The organism is Pseudomonas fluorescens (assembly GCF_003732425.1).
Taxonomy (GTDB): domain Bacteria; phylum Pseudomonadota; class Gammaproteobacteria; order Pseudomonadales; family Pseudomonadaceae; genus Aquipseudomonas; species Aquipseudomonas fluorescens_BE.
Map to the genome: position 1 here is coordinate 837,841 of NZ_MOBX01000013.1, position 18,977 is coordinate 856,817.

At 60.4% G+C, this 18,977-nt stretch carries 18 protein-coding genes; 5 read left to right on the forward strand and 13 right to left on the reverse strand.

Annotated elements, in window-relative coordinates; genetic code table 11:
• Positions 1-74: 74 nt before the first annotated feature.
• The 6 genes from pepN to BK670_RS14105 are packed head-to-tail and all read right to left on the reverse strand — an operon-like array spanning position 75 to position 6,592.
• Positions 75-2,732 carry an aminopeptidase N gene (gene pepN / locus BK670_RS14080; protein WP_123450405.1) on the reverse strand — a complete coding sequence of 886 codons (2,658 nt, stop codon included), beginning with the start codon at positions 2,730-2,732 and terminating at the stop codon, positions 75-77.
• A gap of 10 nt (positions 2,733-2,742) precedes the next feature.
• Entirely contained in the window at positions 2,743-3,573 is an 831-nt protein-coding gene (locus BK670_RS14085; RefSeq protein ID WP_123450406.1) for a DUF2797 domain-containing protein, read from the reverse strand.
• Positions 3,570-3,830, reverse strand: a complete 261-nt coding sequence (locus tag BK670_RS14090; protein ID WP_007919229.1) for a YeaC family protein — start codon at positions 3,828-3,830, stop codon at positions 3,570-3,572. The genes BK670_RS14085 and BK670_RS14090 overlap by 4 nt, the downstream gene beginning before the upstream one ends.
• A 34-nt stretch (positions 3,831-3,864) precedes the next feature.
• Positions 3,865-4,734 (reverse strand): rhomboid family intramembrane serine protease, encoded by an 870-nt coding sequence (locus tag BK670_RS14095; RefSeq protein WP_123450407.1) that lies wholly within the window; start codon positions 4,732-4,734, stop codon positions 3,865-3,867.
• Positions 4,731-5,705: a metallophosphoesterase gene (locus tag BK670_RS14100; RefSeq protein ID WP_404942481.1), complete on the reverse strand. Its 975-nt coding sequence runs from the start codon at positions 5,703-5,705 to the stop codon at positions 4,731-4,733. The genes BK670_RS14095 and BK670_RS14100 overlap by 4 nt, the downstream gene beginning before the upstream one ends.
• Positions 5,702-6,592: an NAD(+) kinase gene (locus BK670_RS14105; RefSeq protein WP_003224174.1), complete on the reverse strand. Its 891-nt coding sequence runs from the start codon at positions 6,590-6,592 to the stop codon at positions 5,702-5,704. Before BK670_RS14105 ends, BK670_RS14100 begins: the two co-directional genes overlap by 4 nt.
• 115 nt (positions 6,593-6,707) lie before the next feature.
• On the opposite strand from BK670_RS14105, the gene BK670_RS14110 reads away from it, so the two are divergent.
• Positions 6,708-7,658 (forward strand): DUF1853 family protein, encoded by a 951-nt coding sequence (locus tag BK670_RS14110; RefSeq protein ID WP_123450409.1) that lies wholly within the window; start codon positions 6,708-6,710, stop codon positions 7,656-7,658.
• Positions 7,659-7,788: 130 nt separating this feature from the next.
• Here BK670_RS14110 and BK670_RS14115 read toward each other — a convergent pair whose 3' ends face one another.
• Together BK670_RS14115 and BK670_RS14120 are read right to left on the reverse strand one after the other, a co-directional pair.
• Positions 7,789-9,072, reverse strand: coding sequence for an arsenic transporter (locus BK670_RS14115; RefSeq protein WP_123450410.1), 1,284 nt, complete (start codon positions 9,070-9,072; stop codon positions 7,789-7,791).
• Between the two features lie 170 nt (positions 9,073-9,242).
• Positions 9,243-9,800, reverse strand: coding sequence for an NADPH-dependent FMN reductase (locus BK670_RS14120; RefSeq protein ID WP_110719903.1), 558 nt, complete (start codon positions 9,798-9,800; stop codon positions 9,243-9,245).
• Between the two features lie 183 nt (positions 9,801-9,983).
• Here BK670_RS14120 and BK670_RS14125 point away from each other — a divergent pair, with 183 nt between their 5' ends.
• A complete protein-coding gene (locus BK670_RS14125; protein WP_123450411.1) occupies positions 9,984-10,214 on the forward strand; it encodes a hypothetical protein in 231 nt (76 codons plus the stop codon).
• A gap of 85 nt (positions 10,215-10,299) precedes the next feature.
• A complete protein-coding gene (locus BK670_RS14130; protein WP_123450413.1) occupies positions 10,300-11,193 on the forward strand; it encodes a LysR family transcriptional regulator in 894 nt (297 codons plus the stop codon).
• Here the strand turns inward: BK670_RS14130 and BK670_RS14135 are convergent.
• The 5 genes from BK670_RS14135 to BK670_RS14160 form a co-directional block, all read right to left on the reverse strand.
• On the reverse strand, positions 11,159-11,773 hold the full coding sequence (locus BK670_RS14135; protein WP_123450415.1) for a GNAT family N-acetyltransferase: 615 nt from the start codon (positions 11,771-11,773) through the stop codon (positions 11,159-11,161). The genes BK670_RS14130 and BK670_RS14135 overlap by 35 nt on opposite strands.
• Positions 11,774-11,787: 14 nt before the next feature.
• Positions 11,788-14,043: an Orn/Lys/Arg family decarboxylase gene (locus tag BK670_RS14140; protein WP_123450417.1), complete on the reverse strand. Its 2,256-nt coding sequence runs from the start codon at positions 14,041-14,043 to the stop codon at positions 11,788-11,790.
• A 234-nt stretch (positions 14,044-14,277) separates the two neighbouring features.
• A complete protein-coding gene (gene dnaQ, locus BK670_RS14150) occupies positions 14,278-15,036 on the reverse strand; it encodes a DNA polymerase III subunit epsilon (RefSeq protein WP_123450421.1) in 759 nt (252 codons plus the stop codon).
• A gap of 190 nt (positions 15,037-15,226) precedes the next feature.
• Positions 15,227-15,697: a ribonuclease HI gene (gene rnhA / locus BK670_RS14155; protein WP_123441684.1), complete on the reverse strand. Its 471-nt coding sequence runs from the start codon at positions 15,695-15,697 to the stop codon at positions 15,227-15,229.
• Between the two features lie 90 nt (positions 15,698-15,787).
• Positions 15,788-16,546 (reverse strand): class I SAM-dependent methyltransferase, encoded by a 759-nt coding sequence (locus tag BK670_RS14160; protein ID WP_093430718.1) that lies wholly within the window; start codon positions 16,544-16,546, stop codon positions 15,788-15,790.
• A 66-nt stretch (positions 16,547-16,612) separates the two neighbouring features.
• Between BK670_RS14160 and gloB the strand changes: the two genes are divergently transcribed.
• Both gloB and BK670_RS14170 read left to right on the forward strand, forming a co-directional pair.
• Complete coding sequence (gene gloB / locus BK670_RS14165; RefSeq protein ID WP_123451389.1) at positions 16,613-17,380, forward strand: hydroxyacylglutathione hydrolase; 768 nt, start codon at positions 16,613-16,615, stop codon at positions 17,378-17,380.
• A gap of 99 nt (positions 17,381-17,479) precedes the next feature.
• A complete protein-coding gene (locus BK670_RS14170; protein ID WP_123450423.1) occupies positions 17,480-18,943 on the forward strand; it encodes a transglycosylase SLT domain-containing protein in 1,464 nt (487 codons plus the stop codon).
• The last annotated feature ends 34 nt before the right edge of the window (positions 18,944-18,977 follow it).

Here is an 18,977-nt window from a genome sequence, read left to right on the forward strand (position 1 = left end):
GGTGTACCAGATGACATTTACATCTCTGACACGCCCTCTTCGCGAGCAGGCTCGCTCCCACATTTTGTTACGCGTTAAGCCAGGCTTTTGCTGACAACTTCGTACACATCACTCGACAACTGCCCCGACGCCAGAATCCGCTCCAGTTCAGCCTTCATCAACGCCTGACGGGCGCTGTCGTATTTGCGCCAGCGGGTCAGCGGCGCCAGTTGACGCGAAGCAATCTGAGGGTTGAAGCCGTTCAGTTCGATTACCAGATCCGCGAGGAAGCGGTAACCCGAGCCATCGGCCGCGTGGAAGTTGATCAGGTTCTGTCCGGCAAACGCGCCGACCAGTGCACGCACCTTGTTCGGGTTCTTGATATTGAACGCTGGGTGTTGCATCAGCGCTTTCACGCGCTGCAGACCGCCCGGCAAAGTGCTGCCGGCCTGCACGCTGAACCACTGATCCATGACCAGCGGATTGTCCTTGAAGTGCTCGGCGAAACTGGCCAGCGCCAGCGCTTTCTGCTCTTCGAACGGCGAGTTGACCAACACCGCCAGCGCGGTCAGGCGCTCGGTCATGTTGTCGGCCGTTTCGAACTGCTCCAGCGCCGCCGCGAGGACTTCCGGCTTGCCGCTGAGCATCAGGTACGACAGCGCAATGTTCTGCAGCGCGCGACGGGCGAAGTGCTCGGCTTCGGCCACGTACGGGGTTTTCTTCGACAGGTCACGGTTGGCTTGATAACGCAGCCACAACGCCTCGAACAGTCCTTCTGCCAGTTGCTGGCGAGCGAACTCACGGGCGATATGGATCGCGTCAACATCAGCCACTTCGCTGATTTCAGTGAGATAGGCCTCACCCGGCAGCGAGAGCATTTCCGCGACCATCGCCTGATCCAGCGACTCGTCCGACAGCACCGTACGCAACGCCGACACCAGACGCGGATCGAGTTTCAGGCTCTCGCCCTTCTGCTGCTGGCCGATCAATTGCTGCAGGACCTGTACCGACAGTTGCTGACCGGCATCCCAGCGGTTGAAGCCATCGCTGTCGTGCTGCATCAGGAACATCAACTGATCGCGGTTGTACGGGAAGCTCAGTTTCACCGGCGCGGAGAAGCCGCGCAGCAGCGATGGCAGCGGTTGCTCAGCGATATCAACGAAGGTGAAGGTCTGCTCGGCCTCGGTAACCGAAATCACCCGAGTGGTGCCTTGCGCCGACGCTTCGCCAGCCAGACGCAGGGCAATTTCATTGCCTTTGCTGTCGAGCAGGCCGAGTTCGACCGGAATCACGAACGGCAGTTTTTCAACTTTGTCCGGGGTTTCCGGGCAGCTCTGGCGGAAGGTCAGGCTGTAGGTTTTTGCGGCAGCGTCGTAAGACTCGCTCACCGCCAGACGCGGTGTGCCCGCCTGGCTGTACCAGCGTTTGAACTGGGTCAGATCGACGCCGTTGGCATCTTCCATCGCTTTGATGAAGTCGTCGCAGGTCACCGCTTGGCCGTCATGACGTTCGAAGTACAGATCGCTGCCCTTACGGAAACCTTCGGCGCCGAGCAAGGTGTGGATCATGCCGACCACTTCCGAGCCCTTTTCGTACACGGTCAGGGTGTAGAAGTTGGAGATTTCGATAAAGCTGTCCGGGCGCACCGCGTGGGCCATCGGGCCGGCATCTTCGGCGAACTGGTGGGTCCGCAGGTACGCGACGTCCTGAATGCGCTTGACCGTGGCCGAGTTCATGTCGGCAGAGAAGCCGGAATCACGGAACACGGTGAAGCCTTCTTTCAGCGACAGCTGGAACCAGTCGCGGCAGGTCACGCGGTTGCCCGACCAGTTGTGGAAGTATTCGTGGGCGACGATCGCTTCAACGCGCTGGTGCGCGGCGTCGGTCGCGGTTTCCGCGCGAGCGAGTACGGCGCTGGAGTTGAAGATGTTGAGGCCTTTGTTCTCCATCGCGCCCATGTTGAAGTCGTTGACGGCGACGATCATGAAGATGTCCAGATCGTACTCGCGACCGTAAACCTCTTCGTCCCAACGCATCGACTTCTTCAGGCTGTTCATCGCGTGCTGGCACTTGTCGATGTTTTCCGGCTCGACGTAAATGCGCAGCGCGACGTTGCGGTTGGTCATGGTGGTGAAGCTGTCTTCGACGCACCACAAATCACCGGCCACCAGCGCAAACAGGTACGCCGGTTTCATGAACGGATCTTCCCAGGTTGCCCAGTGCCGGCCGTCTTCGCCCGGACCACTGGCAATCGGGTTGCCGTTGGAGAGCAGCACCGGGTAGCTGTGCTGCTCGGCGACCACGGTGGTGGTGAACTTGCTCATCACGTCCGGGCGGTCGAGGTAATAGGTGATCTTGCGGAAACCTTCGGCCTCGCACTGGGTGCAGAACATCGTGCCGGACTTATACAGGCCTTCCAGCGCGGTGTTGGTTTCCGGGTGGATCCTGACGCTGGTGTCGACCGTGAAAGTTTCGCTGGCCGGTTGCAGGGTCAGGTGGTTTTCCGTGAGCTGGTATTGGCCGTCAGACAGTTCCTGATCGGCCAGCGTCACCGAAAGTAATTCCAGCTGCTGGCCATCGAGCACCAGCGGCGGCAGGCCCGGGCCACGCGCGGGGTTGCGGCGCATCACCAACTGCGCGTGGACCAGGCTGTGATCCTCGAACAACTCGAAGGTCAGGTGTGTTTCGTCGATCAGGTACTCGGGCGCCTGATAGTCCTTCAGGTAAATCATCTTCGGTTGTTCGGTGCGCATGCTGAAGTCCTTATTGATGCACGGCGAGCTGATAAGCCGTGTACTTGCGAATGTTGATCACGCCGGTGTCGAAGATCAGGTACTGGCCCTTGATCCCCAGCAGCGTGCCTTCGGCAATCGGGTTCTTGTCCAGGTTGAAGCTGACAATCTTGGCCGGGTATTGCTCGACCGGGTAGCGGATTTCCAGCGGTTCGACATCGGCAATGGTCTGAATCGCCTGTAGGCCGAAGCGCTCTTGCAGGCCTTGCAGCCCTTCTGCGCAACTCTCGAACAGTTGATCGCGCACTTGCGCCAGATCGACCGCCACGGCATCGCCCTTGAGCAGCGCGCGCCAGTTGGTTTTATCGGCCACTTGGCTGCGGAACAGGTCTTCGACGAAACCGGACTGCTGCCGCGTGGCAACGCGCATGATCGGCAATGCCTGACTGGCGCCCTGATCGAGCCAACGGGTCGGCAATTGCGTAGCACGGGTGATGCCAACCTTGATCCCCGACGAATTGGCCAGGTAAACCACATGGTCGGTCATGCAGAATTTCTCGCCCCACTCCGGCTCGCGGCAGGTGCCGGCCTCATAGTGGCAGCGCTCCGGGCTCATGATGCACAGGTCGCACTGCGCCAGTTTGGTCATGCACGGGTAGCAGTAACCCTGACTGAAACTGGTTTTGGTCTTGCGCCCGCAATGGGTGCAGTGGATCGCCCCCAGGTATTCCAGACGCACCGTGGTGCCGATCATTGGGTTGACCGGCACCTCGACATCATCCAGACGAAACGCGTATTGCACGTTCGGCCCATCCAGGCGCGCCGACATTTTGCTGATTGCACCGCGGCCAATCTCGATCAATGGATGGCATCCGATTTGAACAGGATGTTCGGCACTTCGATCGACTTCGACGCACATTCCTGCGGGCCCATGTAACCGGTGCGCTGGTCTTCAGGCAGGTTCTGGATTTCCCAGGCGATCATCGCCTGCAGCGACAGCTCGCGCTGTTCGGCGGTGAGTTTGCCACCGTCGGACCACTTGCCGATTTCCACGGCCAGTTTCAGGCTCTCGTAGATGTCCGGGGTGATGTTGTTGATCATGTCGTTAAAAGAGGACATCAGGGTCTCCGTGCTCTTTATCTGCAGAAAAATTTCAGGCCGCCAGTTTACGGCGGTTATACAAACCGCCCAACAAACCGGTGAAGCATCCGATGAGTAACCCGCCGACGTGGGCGGCGTTGGCGATTTCGCCGAAACCGATCATCGAGATCAGCCCGGACATGCACACCAGCAACCACACCAGCATCATCACCAGCACGCCGCGCGGCAGGCGATAAGCCGGGTTCGGCGCCAGCAGCTGGAAGATCCAGCAATGACCGAGCAAGCCGTAAAGTACGCCGGACAGGCCGCCAAACAAGGTCGGGCCGCTCCAGACAAACTGTGCGTAGTTGGACACCAGGCTGAACAGCAGCGTCAGGCCGATCAGGTTGATGCTGCCCTGGCGCGACTCGATGCGCCGGCCCAGCTCCCAATACCACATGCCGTTCATGGCCAGATGGAGGATGCCGAAGTGGATCAGCATCGGCGTCACCAGACGCCACCACTGCCCCGCCGCCAGGCTGTCAGCCAACGGCGTGAAATGAATGTATTCGCCGATCACCTGAAAATCGAGGAAGGTCAGCCAGCGCAAGGTTTGCAGGTTTTCCCCCAGATAGGTCAGCCCGCCAACGATCAGGCACAGCAACAGGATGAACCCGGTGGCCTTGGCGTATTTGAGCTGTTCGGCAAAACCCGGACGCTTGAAGGTCTGCGCCACCGGGATGTCCAGCGTTTGCTCGGGATCACCCGCCGGGAAGCGTTCGTACAACGAGCGCACGTCTTCGCTGATTTCCGCCGGTGCCCACAGCACTTGCTCGCCCGCCTCTTCGCTGACGCGATGCGGCACCTGCATGCGTTGCAGCAGTTTGACGAAACCGCTCAGGTCCACCGCCAACGGCAGACGTAATACCGCTACCGCACTCATTGCAGCACCTCCGGCCGCTCGACGTCGACCCAGACAAACTTATGCGGATCCAGACGTGTTTCCTGATCCAGACGATAGGCGACCAGTTTGCCGTAGAGCACCGCGCTGTAATCCAGACACGCGAGGTTCGGGCGGATCGGCGCCGGTTTGCCGCTGCGCCAGTAATGCCCGACGAACAGCAATGGCTCGTCGACGCCGTAGCGCAGCAGGTTGTTTTTTTCACTGGACGTCAGCGGTGTCTGCGCGACCGGCTCCGGCAGTGCATCAGGCTGGAAGACGATGTCGCCGTAGGTTTTCGGGTCGTCTTCCCAGAACTTGGTGCGGAAGAACGAACGCACCAGACCGTCGCCGCTGGTCATGGTCAAACCGTGCGGCAAGCGCATGTCGGTGCCGCGCAGCAAACGATCGAACACGGTACAGGCGAAGCTGTCCGGCACGGCCGAGGCCTGCAGGAAGTGTTCATCGATGCAGCCATCGGGGAACAGCGCGCGCAACGGCTCGATCAGGCCGGCATCCCAACAGGCATGCACGACACGGAAGCGTCCGGCGTCGACAAACAGCGGCAACTCGTAGAACCAGCGCTGGAAATCGTGCCAGTCGCCGGGATGATCCTCGAACTGGGTCAGGGTTTCGTGAAGCAGGCGCGCGTGACGCGGCGTGTGTTCGCGGACGAACTGCTTGCCGCTGCCCGGTGGCGCCGGGGTGCTCCAGCCCAAAGCGTTGAATTCGTGGTTGCCCATGATGCACAAGGCCTGACCGGCCTCGACCATATCGTGGACGATGTGCAGCGCCTCGCGGATGCGCGGGCCTCGGTCGATGATGTCGCCGACGAACACGGCCATGCGCGATGGATGCCGCCAGACCCCGCCCTGCTTGTGGTAACCGAGACGGTCAAGCAAGTGTTCGAGGGTCAAGGCGCATCCGTGCACGTCACCAATCAGGTCATAACTGCGCGCGGGATCGAGCATCAGTCGCCTCCACCACCCAGCTTGCTGCCCCAGCCGAGCTTGGTCCGGCAGACTTCGTAGTAGTTGTGGTCGAGCGGATGAATCAGCCGCAGCTTCTGCGCTTTCTTGCTGACGGTGATGGTGTCGCCCGGCGCGCAGGTGAAGTGGTTCTGCCCGTCGCAGGAGACTTGCGGGTAAATCTGCATGTTTTTCGACACGACGATTTTCAGCTCACTGTTGCCATCGACCACAATTGGCCGGCTCGACAACATATGGGGGTACATCGGCACGATCACAATGGCATCGAGTTTGGGATGCATGATCGGCCCGCCGGCAGACAGTGCGTAAGCGGTGGAACCGGTCGGCGTCGCGACGATCAGGCCGTCGGCCTTCTGGCTGCAGACGAACTGGCCGTCAATGTACAACTCGAACTCGATCATCCGCGTCGATTTGCCCGGGTGCAGCACCACGTCGTTGAGCGCATCGCCCTGGCCGATGGCCTCGGCATGCCGGCGCACTTCGGCTTGCAGCAAGAAGCGGTTTTCCACCAGATAGTGGCCGTCGAGCACCTTGGCGACTTCGACTTCCAGCTCGTCCGGGCGAATGTCGGTGAGGAACCCGAGGCTGCCACGGTTGATCCCGAGCACCGGAATATTGTGTTTGGCCAGCGCGCGCGCGGCGCCGAGCAGGCTACCGTCGCCGCCAACGACGATGACCATGTCGCAGACTTCGCCGAGCATCTTGCGCGACGAGGTTTGCAGGCCGTGGCCCGGCAGGACTTCGGCGATGGTGTCTTCGAGGATCACATGCAGGTGACGATCGAGCAGAAACCGTTTCAGTCGGCGGACGGTATCCAGCACCTGGGAACTGCCCAGGCGACCGATGATGCCGATATTACGAAATTGCTCCATGGGACCTCTGCGGACAATCGAAAACGCGAAAAGCACGATTATGGGCGAAAGCGCCGGTTAGACAAAATCCTTTCAGCTTCAAGGGTGCGCTCATGTTTCAGGCTATGCTCGCAAGATGATCCTGTTCCCCGACTTGCTGCAGTTGCCCCACCAATTACGCCACCCGGAAGTGCGGGATCTGGCGTGGGTGATCCTCGCCCCGCCGATGCTCGCCACCACGCCATGGCCGCAGCGTCATCCGCTGGCCGGCAGCGATTGGGTGCATGACCCGCAGCGACTGGAACACTGGTTGCGCGAGCTCGACCGCGACAGTTATGGCTTGCTGCATTGGCTGTCGCAGGCGCGCACGCGGCGTCTGGGCCTGTATTACGAACGGCTGTGGCAGTTTGCCGTGGAGCATGCGCCGGGCATTGAGCTGATCGCCGCCAACCTGCCGATCCGTCGTGAGGGGCACACCCTCGGCGAACTGGACATGCTGTTGCGTGACCGCGACGGCGTGCATCACCTGGAACTGGCGATCAAGCTTTATCTCGGCCCACAGAATGGCGACGGTCGTGATCCGGCGCAGTGGCTGGGGCCGGGGTGTCATGATCGACTGGATCGCAAACTGGCGCATCTGGCCGAGCATCAACTGCCGATTTCGGCGCGCCCGGAGAGCCGCGAAGTGCTGGCGGCGCTGGATATCGAGGTGTTCAGTGCGCAGCTGTGGCTCGGTGGTTATTTGCTGTATCCGTGGCCCGGGCCGGCTGAATCACCGAGCGGTGCGCACCCGCAGCATTTGCGTGGTAGCTGGTTGCATCAGAAGGATTGGCCGGCGTTCGTCGCGCAACGTCCGGCCGGGCGCTGGCAACCCCTGCCCCGCCACGCCTGGCTGGCGCCGGCGCATTATCCGGCGGACCAGACGTGGACGTCGGAGCAGTTACGAATGTGGCTGGAGGATCTTGAACCGCTGGCCCCGGCGCAGTTGATGGTGCGCCTGATCGAGAATACGCAAGGGGAATGGGAAGAGGCTGAGCGGTTGTTTCTGGTGTCGGATCTTTGGCCGAATGTGCCGGGGCAGGCCTGAAAATTTCAGTGCCTGACCCGGCCTCTTCGCGAGCAGGCTCGCTCCCACATTTGGACTGCATTTCAAATGTAGGGGGAGGCGATACATTCCCCTGTGGGAGCGAGCCTGCTCGCGAATGGGCCGACTCGGTCTAAAGCGAAAGCCGCAAAGCCAAAGCAGCCAACGTCACCAACAACACCGGCACCGTCAACACAATCCCGACCTTGAAGTAATACCCCCAGCCAATGTGAATCCCTTTGCGCTCCAGCACATGCAGCCACAACAACGTGGCCAGACTGCCGATCGGCGTGATCTTCGGCCCCAGGTCACTGCCAATCACGTTGGCATAAATCATCGCTTCCTTGACCACTCCGCTGGCCTGACTGGCGTCAATCGACAGCAAGCCAATCAATACGGTCGGCAAGTTGTTCATGATCGACGACAGCAACGCCGTCAGCACCCCGGTGCCCATTGCCGCGCCCCAAACGCCATGACCGGCAAAGACATCCAGCCAACCGGCGAGATACCCGGTCAGCCCGGCATTGCGCAAACCGTAGACCACCAGATACATGCCCAACGAGAAAATCACGATCTGCCACGGCGCTTCTTTCATCACCTTGCGCGTGGAAATCTTGTGGCCACGGGCGGCGATACCGAGCAACAGCGCGGCGCACACGGCGGAAATAGCACTGATCGGAATCCCCAGCGGCTCCAGCGCAAAGCAGCCGATCAGCAGAATCACCAACACCGCCCAACCGGCGTAGAACGTGGCCTTATCATGAATCGCGGTTTCGGGATGTTCGAGTTGCTCAGGGTCGTACGCCGATGGAATGTCGCGGCGGAAAAACCACAGCAGCATACCCAGTGTCGCCGCCACGCTGACGAAGTTGACCGGCACCATTACCGCCGCGTAGCGGTTGAAACCGATGTGGAAGAAGTCCGCCGAGACGATATTGACCAGGTTCGATACCACCAGCGGCAGGCTCGCGGTGTCGGCAATAAAACCCGCGCCCATGACGAACGCCAAGGTCGCCGCCGGAGAAAACCGTAGCGCCAGCAACATCGAAATCACAATGGGCGTGAGGATCAGCGCGGCACCGTCATTGGCAAACAACGCTGACACCAGCGCGCCGAGCAGCACCATAAAGGCAAACAGCTTGCGCCCACTGCCGCGCCCCCAGCGTGCCACGTGCAACGCGGCCCAGTTGAAGAACCCGGCTTCGTCGAGCAACAGGCTGATGATAATCAGCGCGACAAAGGTGCCGGTGGCGTTCCAGATGATCTGCCAGACCAGCGGGATATCGCTCAGGTGCACAACGCCGAAGATCAGCGCCAGCACGGCGCCCAGCGTCGCACTCCAGCCGACGCCGAGGCCTTTGGGTTGCCAGATGACAAGGGTAATGGTCAGCAGGAAAATCAGTGACGCAGCGAGCATCCGCAACAGCCTTCAAAGAGTGAGGTAAAAAGGCCACGACGAGTGCCGAGCCAGAAAGATAACCTGTGGGAGCGAGCCTGCTCGCGAAAGCGCACTGTCAGTCGCCATTGATGCAACGGCTGACGACGCCTTCGCGAGCAGGCTCGCTCCCACAGGGGATTTCGGTGAAGTTACTTCTTGTGTTGTTCTACGAATTGTCCGTAGGCATTGATAAAGCTTTGCAGAAAAGGTTTCACCGTTTCGCTCAACTTGCCCGCCTCATCAAACGCCGAACCTGCGCCACCGAGGTACGCTTCAGGCTGCTGCATGCATGGCACATTGAGAAACACGAACGACTGGCGCAGATGCTGATTTGCCCCGAAACCACCAATGGCACCGGGCGATACGCTGATCACCGCTCCCGGTTTGCCACTCCATACTGCCTTGCCATAAGGCCGCGAGCCAACGTCAATCGCATTCTTCAGTGGCGCGGGCACTGAACGGTTGTACTCGGGCGTGACAAACAGCACCGCGTCGGATGAACCCACTTTTTGCCGGAAAGTGCTGTAGGCTGCCGGCGGTGAATCACCGTCGATGTCTTCGTTATAGAGTGGCAGATCGCCAATTTCGACAATCTCAAGTTTGAGATTCGCCGGGGCCAGTTCAGCCAGAGCCAGGGCGACTTTGCGATTGATCGAAGCTTTACGCAGGCTACCGACCACTACGGCGACGTTGTAGACATTGCTCATGGAAGACTCTCGATGTCCGTGGGAGGAGCCACAAGTTATAGATGATCCGGTGACGATTCCACCAGCACACGATGGGAAATTCCCGCGCGCTGATTATTTTTTTCCTGTAGGAAAACTTACAGGCCTTGATGGCGGTCTACCAAGCCGTAAATCAAGCGTTTTATCTCCAGAGGTTCTAAGCAGATGGCAGCAGTACTCGTCGGTCAGTTCCATGCAAGAGATGCGGAAGGCCGCGTTTATTCCGTGCATGAGTTCCAGGAATCCAACCCGTCGGCAGACGGTTCCACTGGCTCGGAGCCGATTTACAAACTGGCCATTGGCGATCGCGTCAACAAGGTCAGTGACACCGAGTTTCTCCTGGTTCAGTCAGGCATCACCCTGACCCGCGAGCCTGAGACAACCATCGCTTCATAACTGGCCGTTATGAGCAGAAGTCATATGCGCAGACTTGGGGTAGGATTCAGCCACTGACCCCACCTGCTGAACATGGACTTCACGCATGCGTTTACGTCATATCGAAGTGATTCAGGCGCTCTTGCAGACCGGTCACCTGGGCACCGCCGCCGAATGGTTGCAGTTGCCGGTGACCGAGGTCGAAGAGCGTTTGCGCGAAGCCGAGAGTCAGCTGGGGTTCATGCTGTTCGCCAGCGTACGCGGGCGCTTGCAATCGACGCCCGAAGCACGGGCGTTGCAGGTGGAAATCGCACACGTCTATGAAGCGCTGGAGCCGGTGCAACGTCTGGCCAGCAGCCTTAAACAATACCTCGCCCCGCCCCTGCGCATCATCGGCACCCCGCCGCTGGCGCAACAATTACTGCCACAAAGTCTCGCCGCCCTGCGCCGCCGCCTGCCCGATGCACCGTGCAGCCTGCTCAATGCGCCGACCCGCGACATCGTCCGTAGCCTGCTATTGCGCGAAAGCGATCTCGGCTTGAGCCTGCACGATCCCGAACACCCCGACATTGATTGCCGGCCACTGGCCCAGGGCAAGCTGCAACTGCTCGCTCCGCATGGCTGGCTGCAACCAAAGCAAAAATACATTTCCCTACAGGAACTCGCCGGTCAGGCCATGGTCGGCCTTGAAGGCCAGGACCCGCTGAGCCCGGCGCTGGAAAACAAACTTCAGGCCTTGCGCCCGGCACCGAGCATCCAGACCCGCGTACAAACCCATCAAATGATGCGCAGCATGGTCGAGGCCGGCGAAGGCCTGGCCATCGTCGACCCGTTCACGGCACTGGGTGCACGCTCCAGCGGGCTGGATGTCTGCCCGCTGTCGCCGGCCGTGCCGATCAGCCTCTACGCCCTGACGTTCAAGCACGCCGCGCCGGCATCGGCGATTCAGACGCTACTGGCGATCATCACGGAACAAGCCGAGGCGATGCTGGCGAGCTGACGGGCTTCTCCAGCGGATTATCGAACAATCGATACCAGAACAGCGCCACTTCGGCGGTGTTCGGATCAATGCCGCGATAGCGCAACTGGTCGATACCGCCAATCACATAACCGCAACGCTCATACAGACGACAGGCACCGAGGTTGTTGTTCTGGGTTTCGAGCATGATCCCCGGCAGCTTTTTCTTGCGGCTCCAGAACTGCGCGACATCAAGCAACGCCTTGGCCACGCCATGGCGCCGGGCCGGCGCATGCACCGCCAGCTCATCGATATGGGCAAAGCCATTCCAGTTGGTGCTGATCACCAGATGACCAACCGGCTCATCATCGAGATAGGCCATAAAAATCGCGCTGTCCGGCGCGTTGTGAAAAGCGCTGAACTCTTCCGGATCGATGCCGTAACACTTGCGGTACGGCACGATCGGCGTCACCCGCCATTTCTCGACAGGCTGACCGATCACGGCAGCGCCATAGGCGGCGACTTCGAAACTGAAATCGCTGCCCCAGATATACGGCGCAAAGCCTTCATCGGCGACGCGCACCGACAGCCCTGGGTATTTCGGATTCATGACCGGTTGCATACTGGGAAAAGCCCTCATTCCTTGACGCAATCGACGGTGTATTGCCGTCCATTGCCTTCATCTTCGTGCTGCAATCCATGCACATCCGCGACAAAACCGGGGAAGCTGCTATCGAACGTGCGAGCAAATTTCAGGTAATCAATGATCGAGCGAGTCGATTCGGTAAAGCGTTCGCCGGGCATGATCAGCGGAATCCCCGGCGGATACGGCACCAGCATCACCGCGGCGATGCGCCCTTCCAGGTCATCGATGGGCACCGCCTCGACTTCGCCACGCACCAGATGATCGTAGGCGTGCGCCGGCTTCATGGCAATTTCCGGCAACACGGTGTACATGCGTTTGAGGTGTCTGGCCGTGGCGTTGCTGCGGTAACAGGCATGCAACTGATCGCACAAATCTCGTAAGCCCATGCCGCGATAACGCACGGTGTCTTCTTGCGCCACACACGGCAGGCAAGTTTCCAGACGCACGTTAGCGTCGTAGCTGCGTTTGAATTCCAGCAACTCGGTGAGCAACGTGCTCCATTTGCCTTTGGTAATGCCCATGGAGAACAGCACCAGGAACGAGTACAGCCCGGTTTTCTCCACCACAAGCCCACGCTCCCAAAGGAACTTGCTCACCACCGCCGCCGGAATGCCCTTCTCGCTCAACGCACCGCCGGCGTTCAACCCCGGCATTACCAGCGTGACCTTGATCGGGTCGAGCAAGACGTAATCGTCACTGACCTCACCAAAACCGTGCCATTCGGCATCCGGTTGCAATAACCAGTCTTCGGTCTGCACGCGATCGATGCCCTCGACACCCGGCGGTTGCCAGATCGAAAACCACCAGTCATCAGCGGCGATGTGCTGACGCAGATTGGCCAGCGCGCGACGAAAACTCAGCGCTTCATCGAAGGTTTCCTGCAACAGCGAACGGCCGGCCGGGCCTTCCATCATGGCCGACGCGACGTCCAGCGAGGCGATGATGCTGTATTGCGGCGAGGTCGAGATGTGCATCATGAACGCTTCATTGAAACGGTCGCGATCCAGTTGCCGTGCGCCGCCGTCCTGCACATGAATCATCGAGGCCTGACTGAACGCGGCGAGCAGTTTGTGCGTGGAATGCGTGGTGAACACCAGCGGGCTGTCTTCGCTGCGGGAAGTGGCCATGCCATAACGCCCGGCGAAGAATTCATGAAACGCCGCGTAGGCGTACCAGGCTTCGTCGAAGTGCAGCACTTCGACGCTGTTGCCGAGGCTCTGCTTGATCAGCTCGGCGTTGTAGCACAAGCCGTCGTAAGTCGAGTTGGTGACCACGGCGAGTTTGACTTTCGGCGCACGGCCCTGGGTCAGCGGGCTGGCATCGATCTTCGATTGAATCGATTCGCGGCTGAATTCGCTCAGCGGAATCGGCCCGATGATCCCCAGCTCATTGCGCTCCGGACACAGGTACAACGGAATCGCACCGGTCATGATGATCGCGTGCAACACCGACTTGTGGCAGTTGCGGTCAACCAGCACCAGATCGTCGCGCGCGACCATTGAATGCCAGACAATCTTGTTGGCGGTCGAGGTGCCATTGATCACGAAAAAGGTGTGATCGGCGCCGAAATTGCGCGCGGCGCGTGCTTCGGCTTCGGCGAGTGGACCGGTGTGATCGAGCAGCGATCCAAGCTCCGGCACCGACACTGACAAATCCGAGCGCAGGGTGTTTTCACCAAAGAACTGGTGAAACGCCTGCCCGACCGGACTCTTGTGATACGCCACCCCGCCGCCATGGCCGGGGGTGTGCCAGGAATAATTGGAGTCGGCGGTGTGCTGCACCAGCGCCTTGAAAAACGGCGGCAGCAAGCCATCCAGGTACTTGCGCGCCGCCCGCGCGACCTGCCGGGCCAGGAACGGCACGGTGTCTTCGAACAGATAGAGAATACCGCGCAGTTGATTGAGCTCGGCCATGGCATCGGCCGGGGCATTTTCCAGGGTGACCTGCTCGCCCAGGGCAAAGATCGGCAGATCCGGTGCGCGCACCCGCGCCAGGCCGATCAGCTCGGCCATGTTCTGCAAAAGATGCGAATTGGTGCTGGCGTCCTCGGCGGCAATCAACATGCACGCGAGGCCGTGGTGGGTCGACGCCACCAACCGCCCTTCGGTGTAGTCGATGGCCGAAACGATATTGAAACCTTCCTGTTCCAACTCCCGGGCGATGCCACGGATACGGTCACCGGCGACCGTGTCGGCCTTGATGTCGCGATGGACGATCAACACCGGAAACTTCAAATCTTTGTACATGAGGCTCAGTGTCCTGAGGCGGCAGGTTTGAATCTGCCAATGCACTCAGGGTAGAGGGTTGCAGCGAAAGTGGCGAGAGTGGCCAGTTGGCTTCATGGCGCCTGACTTGGTTTTTGTGGCGAGGGAGCTTGCTCCCGCTGGGTCGCGAAGCGGCCCCCAGCGTACTGTCGGATACCGGCTTTGCGACTGCTTCGCAGCCGAGCGGGAGCAAGCTCCCTCGCCACAGGGGACCTCTTAAGCCTGGGCGTCAGCTTCGGCGATCTGCGTCCACAACGCCGGCCCACCTGCCGACTTGGCGATGATTTCCAGCCGCGCCATGTGCGCTGCCAGTTCTTCTTCCGTCGCACGAATGATCCGCGCCGGCTGACGATCGGCCGGCAAGCGACGAATCTCGGTCGCCGAGTTGTCCGCGCCCTCGCCTGTGCCATTACCGTCAGACGCATTGCCCGCCAGCGACAGGCTGGTCTGGCCACCGGTCATGGTCAGGTAGACGTCGGCGAGAATTTCCGAGTCGAGCAAGGCGCCGTGCAGTTCACGGCCGGAGTTGTCGACGCCATAACGTTTGCACAACGCATCGAGGCTGTTGCGCTGCCCCGGGTGACGTTCCCGGGCCATCATCAGGGTGTCGAGGATGCTGCAGTGCTGCGTGATGTCAGCACGATCGTGCTGGCCCATCAAGGCGAATTCGTTGTTGATGAAGCCAACGTCGAACGCCGCGTTGTGGATGATCAGCTGCGCGCCTTTGATGAATTCGAAAAACTCATCGGCGACTTCGGCAAAGCGCGGCTTGCCAACCAGAAATTCGTTGGTGATGCCGTGAACGCCGATGGCGCCTTCATCACTCTCGCGATCCGGTTGCAGGTAAACGTGAAAATGCCGGCCCGTCAGGCGCCGACCGATGAGTTCGACGCAACCGATTTCAATGATCCGGTGACCATCGGTCACCGGCATGCCGGTGGTTTCGGTATCGAGTACAACGGATCTGGTGGCCATCAGTGTTCAGCTCTCAACGGGTCGATCTTGCAAAAAACGCGGATGTTAGCACGCTCGGCGGGGTGTTTCAGTCTGACCGTGGCGCGCCCTTCGCGAGCAGGCTCGCTCCCACATTGGATGTGTTATGAGCACGATCCAGTGTGGGAGCGAGCCTGCTCGCGAAGGGCCACACCACGGTTCAGAAGCGAAATCAGCTCTGCTTGTAACCGCGAACCTCATCCACCCCACGGTTAGCCAACTGGTCAGCCCGCTCGTTACCGTGATGGCCAATGTGCCCACGCACCCATTTCCAGGTGACCTTGTGGCGATTGACCTGTTCATCCAGCTCTTTCCACAGATCGGCGTTCTTCACCGGTTCTTTCGCGGCGGTTTTCCAGCCGCGCTTCTTCCAGTTGGCCATCCACTCGTTGATGCCCTTCATCACGTATTGCGAGTCGGTCACCAGCAGCACGTCACACGGGCGCTTCAAGGCTTCGAGGCCGCGGATGGCGCCGAGCAGTTCCATGCGGTTGTTGGTGGTGTTGGCTTCGCCGCCCCACAGTTCCTTTTCGACGCCCTTGCACACCAGCAAGGCGCCCCAACCGCCCGGGCCGGGGTTGCCCTTGCAGGCGCCGTCGGTGAACAGCTCTACGGTGTCGACGCTTTCAACGCTTTCGCTCATGCCACTCTATCCAGAAAAATGCCTGTCTTGCCGATCACGGATCGACAATGACCGAGGCCGGGACAAACCCGGCCACAAATAAAAGAAGGTTTACGGTTCGATGCGGCGGCGGTTGACCTTGGCCATCGGCAGCGGAATCAGCTTGCCCATCGGCTCGCGGCGTTCCTGACGCAACGGCCGCAGCCCGACCACAATCTTGCGCGCGACCAACAAATAGAAGCCGCCACCCGACAGTTGCCAGTCACCGGCCTTGCGTTCCCAGCCGGCCAGACGGGCCTGCCACTTGGGTGACGCGAGCGGCGGACGATAGCACCCGAAGCGGCGTTTCTCCAGCGCGAAGCCCAGCAGATTGAGCCAGTCGGCGACCCGCGACGGCGAGATGCAGCGCGCCTGGCGCAAAGCGTCGTGGGCGAACACATGGCGCAAGCCCCAGGTGCTCCAGGGGTTGATGCCGATGATCAGCAAATGCCCGCCGGGGCGCACGCTGCTCGCCGCTTCACGCAGCAAACCGTGGGGCGACAGGCAGAAATCCAGACCATGCTGCATCACCACCACATCGGCGGCATGCTCGCTCAACGGCCAGGCCTGCTCTTCACAGACGATCTCAACCCCGGGCAACGGCGCACCAAGGCGCACATTGCGCTGCACTTGCGGTGCCGACGGCGGGGTTTCGGCCGATGGCCCGTAGTGCACCAGATAACCGCCAAAGAAACGGCCCAACTCGTCTTCGAGCATGCGCCGCTCTTCATCGAGCAGAAATTGCCCGAGCGGGCCGGACAGCCATTCACGGGCTGCACCGATCAGGGCCAGCCAGTCAGGATCAGCCTGTGCGAACGCTTTATCACTCATCGCATTCTCCAAAGCGCCAGGAACTACTAAGATGCGCCAATGTTTTCCGCTTGGCGAATTCCGACGATGATACAGATCAGTGCCCTGCCCGCGTTCACCGACAACTACATCTGGTTGTTACAGGATCACCGCACCCAGCGCTGCGCCGTGGTCGACCCGGGCGATGCCGCGCCGGTCCAGGCGTGGCTTGACGCCCATCCAGGCTGGGTGTTGAGCGACATTCTGATCACCCACCACCATCATGATCACGTCGGCGGCGTCGAACGCCTGAAAGCGGCGACCGGGGCCACAGTCTACGGCCCGGCCAGCGAAAACATTCCGGGACGCGACGTGGCGCTCAAGGATAACGACAGCGTCAGCGTGCTCGGCTGGGACTTCGCTGTCTATGCGGTGCCCGGTCACACCTTGGGGCACATTGCCTATTACCACCATGGCCTGCTGTTCTGCGGCGATACCCTGTTCGCTGCCGGTTGCGGCCGTCTCTTCGAAGGCACGCCGGAACAAATGCACCACTCACTCGGCCGCCTCGCCGCGTTACCCGAAGATACGCTGGTCTACTGCACCCATGAATACACCCTGAGCAACCTCAAGTTTGCCGCCGCCGTCGAGCCGACTAATCCGGACATCGCCGCCCGTCTGAAAGACGTCAGTGAAAAGCGCGAAAAGGGCGTCATGACCCTGCCCTCGACGCTGGCCCTGGAAAAGCTCACCAACCCGTTTCTGCGTACCGGTGAAACATCCGTTACACAAAAAGTGGACGAACGGGCAGGCGCTCAAAACCGGGCGCCGAGTGAGGTATTTGCGGCTCTGCGGGCCTGGAAAGATAAGTTCTAAGCCCCCCGTCACTTGGTACAAAAATTCTGAATGGTTGACCGCAGGGGGTGCGCTTTCTAGAATCCCCCGACATTTTTGCCCGGAACTTACTTCCAGCCAATGTCGTCATCCATACGTAAGTCCGTCAATTCAGACGCATTGACCCGCCTGGCGCAAGCCATCGCGGTGGCTGTGTCCGCCACGCTGGCGGGCTGTTCCAGCCATGCTCCGCAGACTGAAGCGACGCATACGCCGAACATTGCTGCGCGAGCCAAGCAGAAGCCGATCTGGCTGACCGAAAAGCCTAGCCCACAGGTTCCCCAGGACATCTGGGAACGCATGCGCCAGGGCTTTCAGCTGCAGGAAGGCCTCGGCGTCAACCCGCGCATCGAGCAACAGCGCCTGTGGTTCGCCAGCAATCCCTCTTTCCTCGAGAACGCCGGCGAACGCGGCAGTCTCTATATTCACTACATCGTTGAACGCCTCGAAGAACGCAACATGCCGCTGGAACTGGCCCTGCTGCCAGTGATTGAAAGCGCCTACAACCCGATGGCCTATTCCCGGGCCGATGCGGTGGGACTGTGGCAATTCATTCCGTCCACCGGGCGTTACTTCAACCTGCGTCAGACCCGCTTTTATGATGGCCGTCGCGATATCACTGCCTCGACCACGGCAGCGATGGATTACCTGACTCGCCTGCACGACATGTTCAACGGTGACTGGCTGCTGGCTTTGGCCGCCTACAACGCCGGTGAAGGTACGGTCAGCCGCGCCATCGAACGTAACGAGAAGCTCGGCCTGCCCACCGACTACTGGAACCTGCCACTGCCGGCGGAAACCCAAGCCTACGTGCCGAAGCTGCTGGCGCTGTCGCAAGTGGTGCTGGCGCCGGAAGCCTACGGGGTGAACCTCAACCCGATCGCCAACGAACCGTACTTCCAGGTCGTCGAAATCAACCAGCGTATGGACCTGTCCAAAGTCGCCGCGGTGGCCAACATCGACGAAGACGAACTGTTCCAGCTCAACCCGGCGTTCAAGCAACGCACTACCATCGACGGCCCTCAGCATCTGCTGGTGCCGACGTCGAAAGCACAGTTGCTGACCGCCAGTCTGCAGACCATGCGTCCGGAAGAGCTGATCAGCCCACGCTCGCTGAAGCCAGTGTTCGAAGGCGCCGATCCGTCGGAAGTGGCGCAACTCAAGCGTGCTTATCGGGTGAAGCGTGGCGACAACCTCGGCTCGATCGCGAAGGCCAATAAGGTCGAAGTGAAAGATCTGCAGCGCTGGAACAAGCTGACCGGCAAGAACCTCAAGGTTGGCCAGACCCTGGTCATGCAGGACACCACCAAGCGCAGCCCGGCACGCAAGTCCGGCCGGGTCAACACGGTGATTGCGGCCAACAGCAAGAGCAAAGGCAAGGACGACAGCGCGCAGCAGACCCAATACAAGGTCAAGCGCGGCGACACGTTGTACGTCGTGGCCAAGCGATTCAACGTTGAGATGCAGCATCTCAAGCGCTGGAATCCGGGTGCGGGTAAAGCGTTGAAGCCGGGGCAGATGCTCACGGTTTATCAGCCGCACTGATAGAAGAGCCCCTGACATTCAGGGGCTTTTTTTT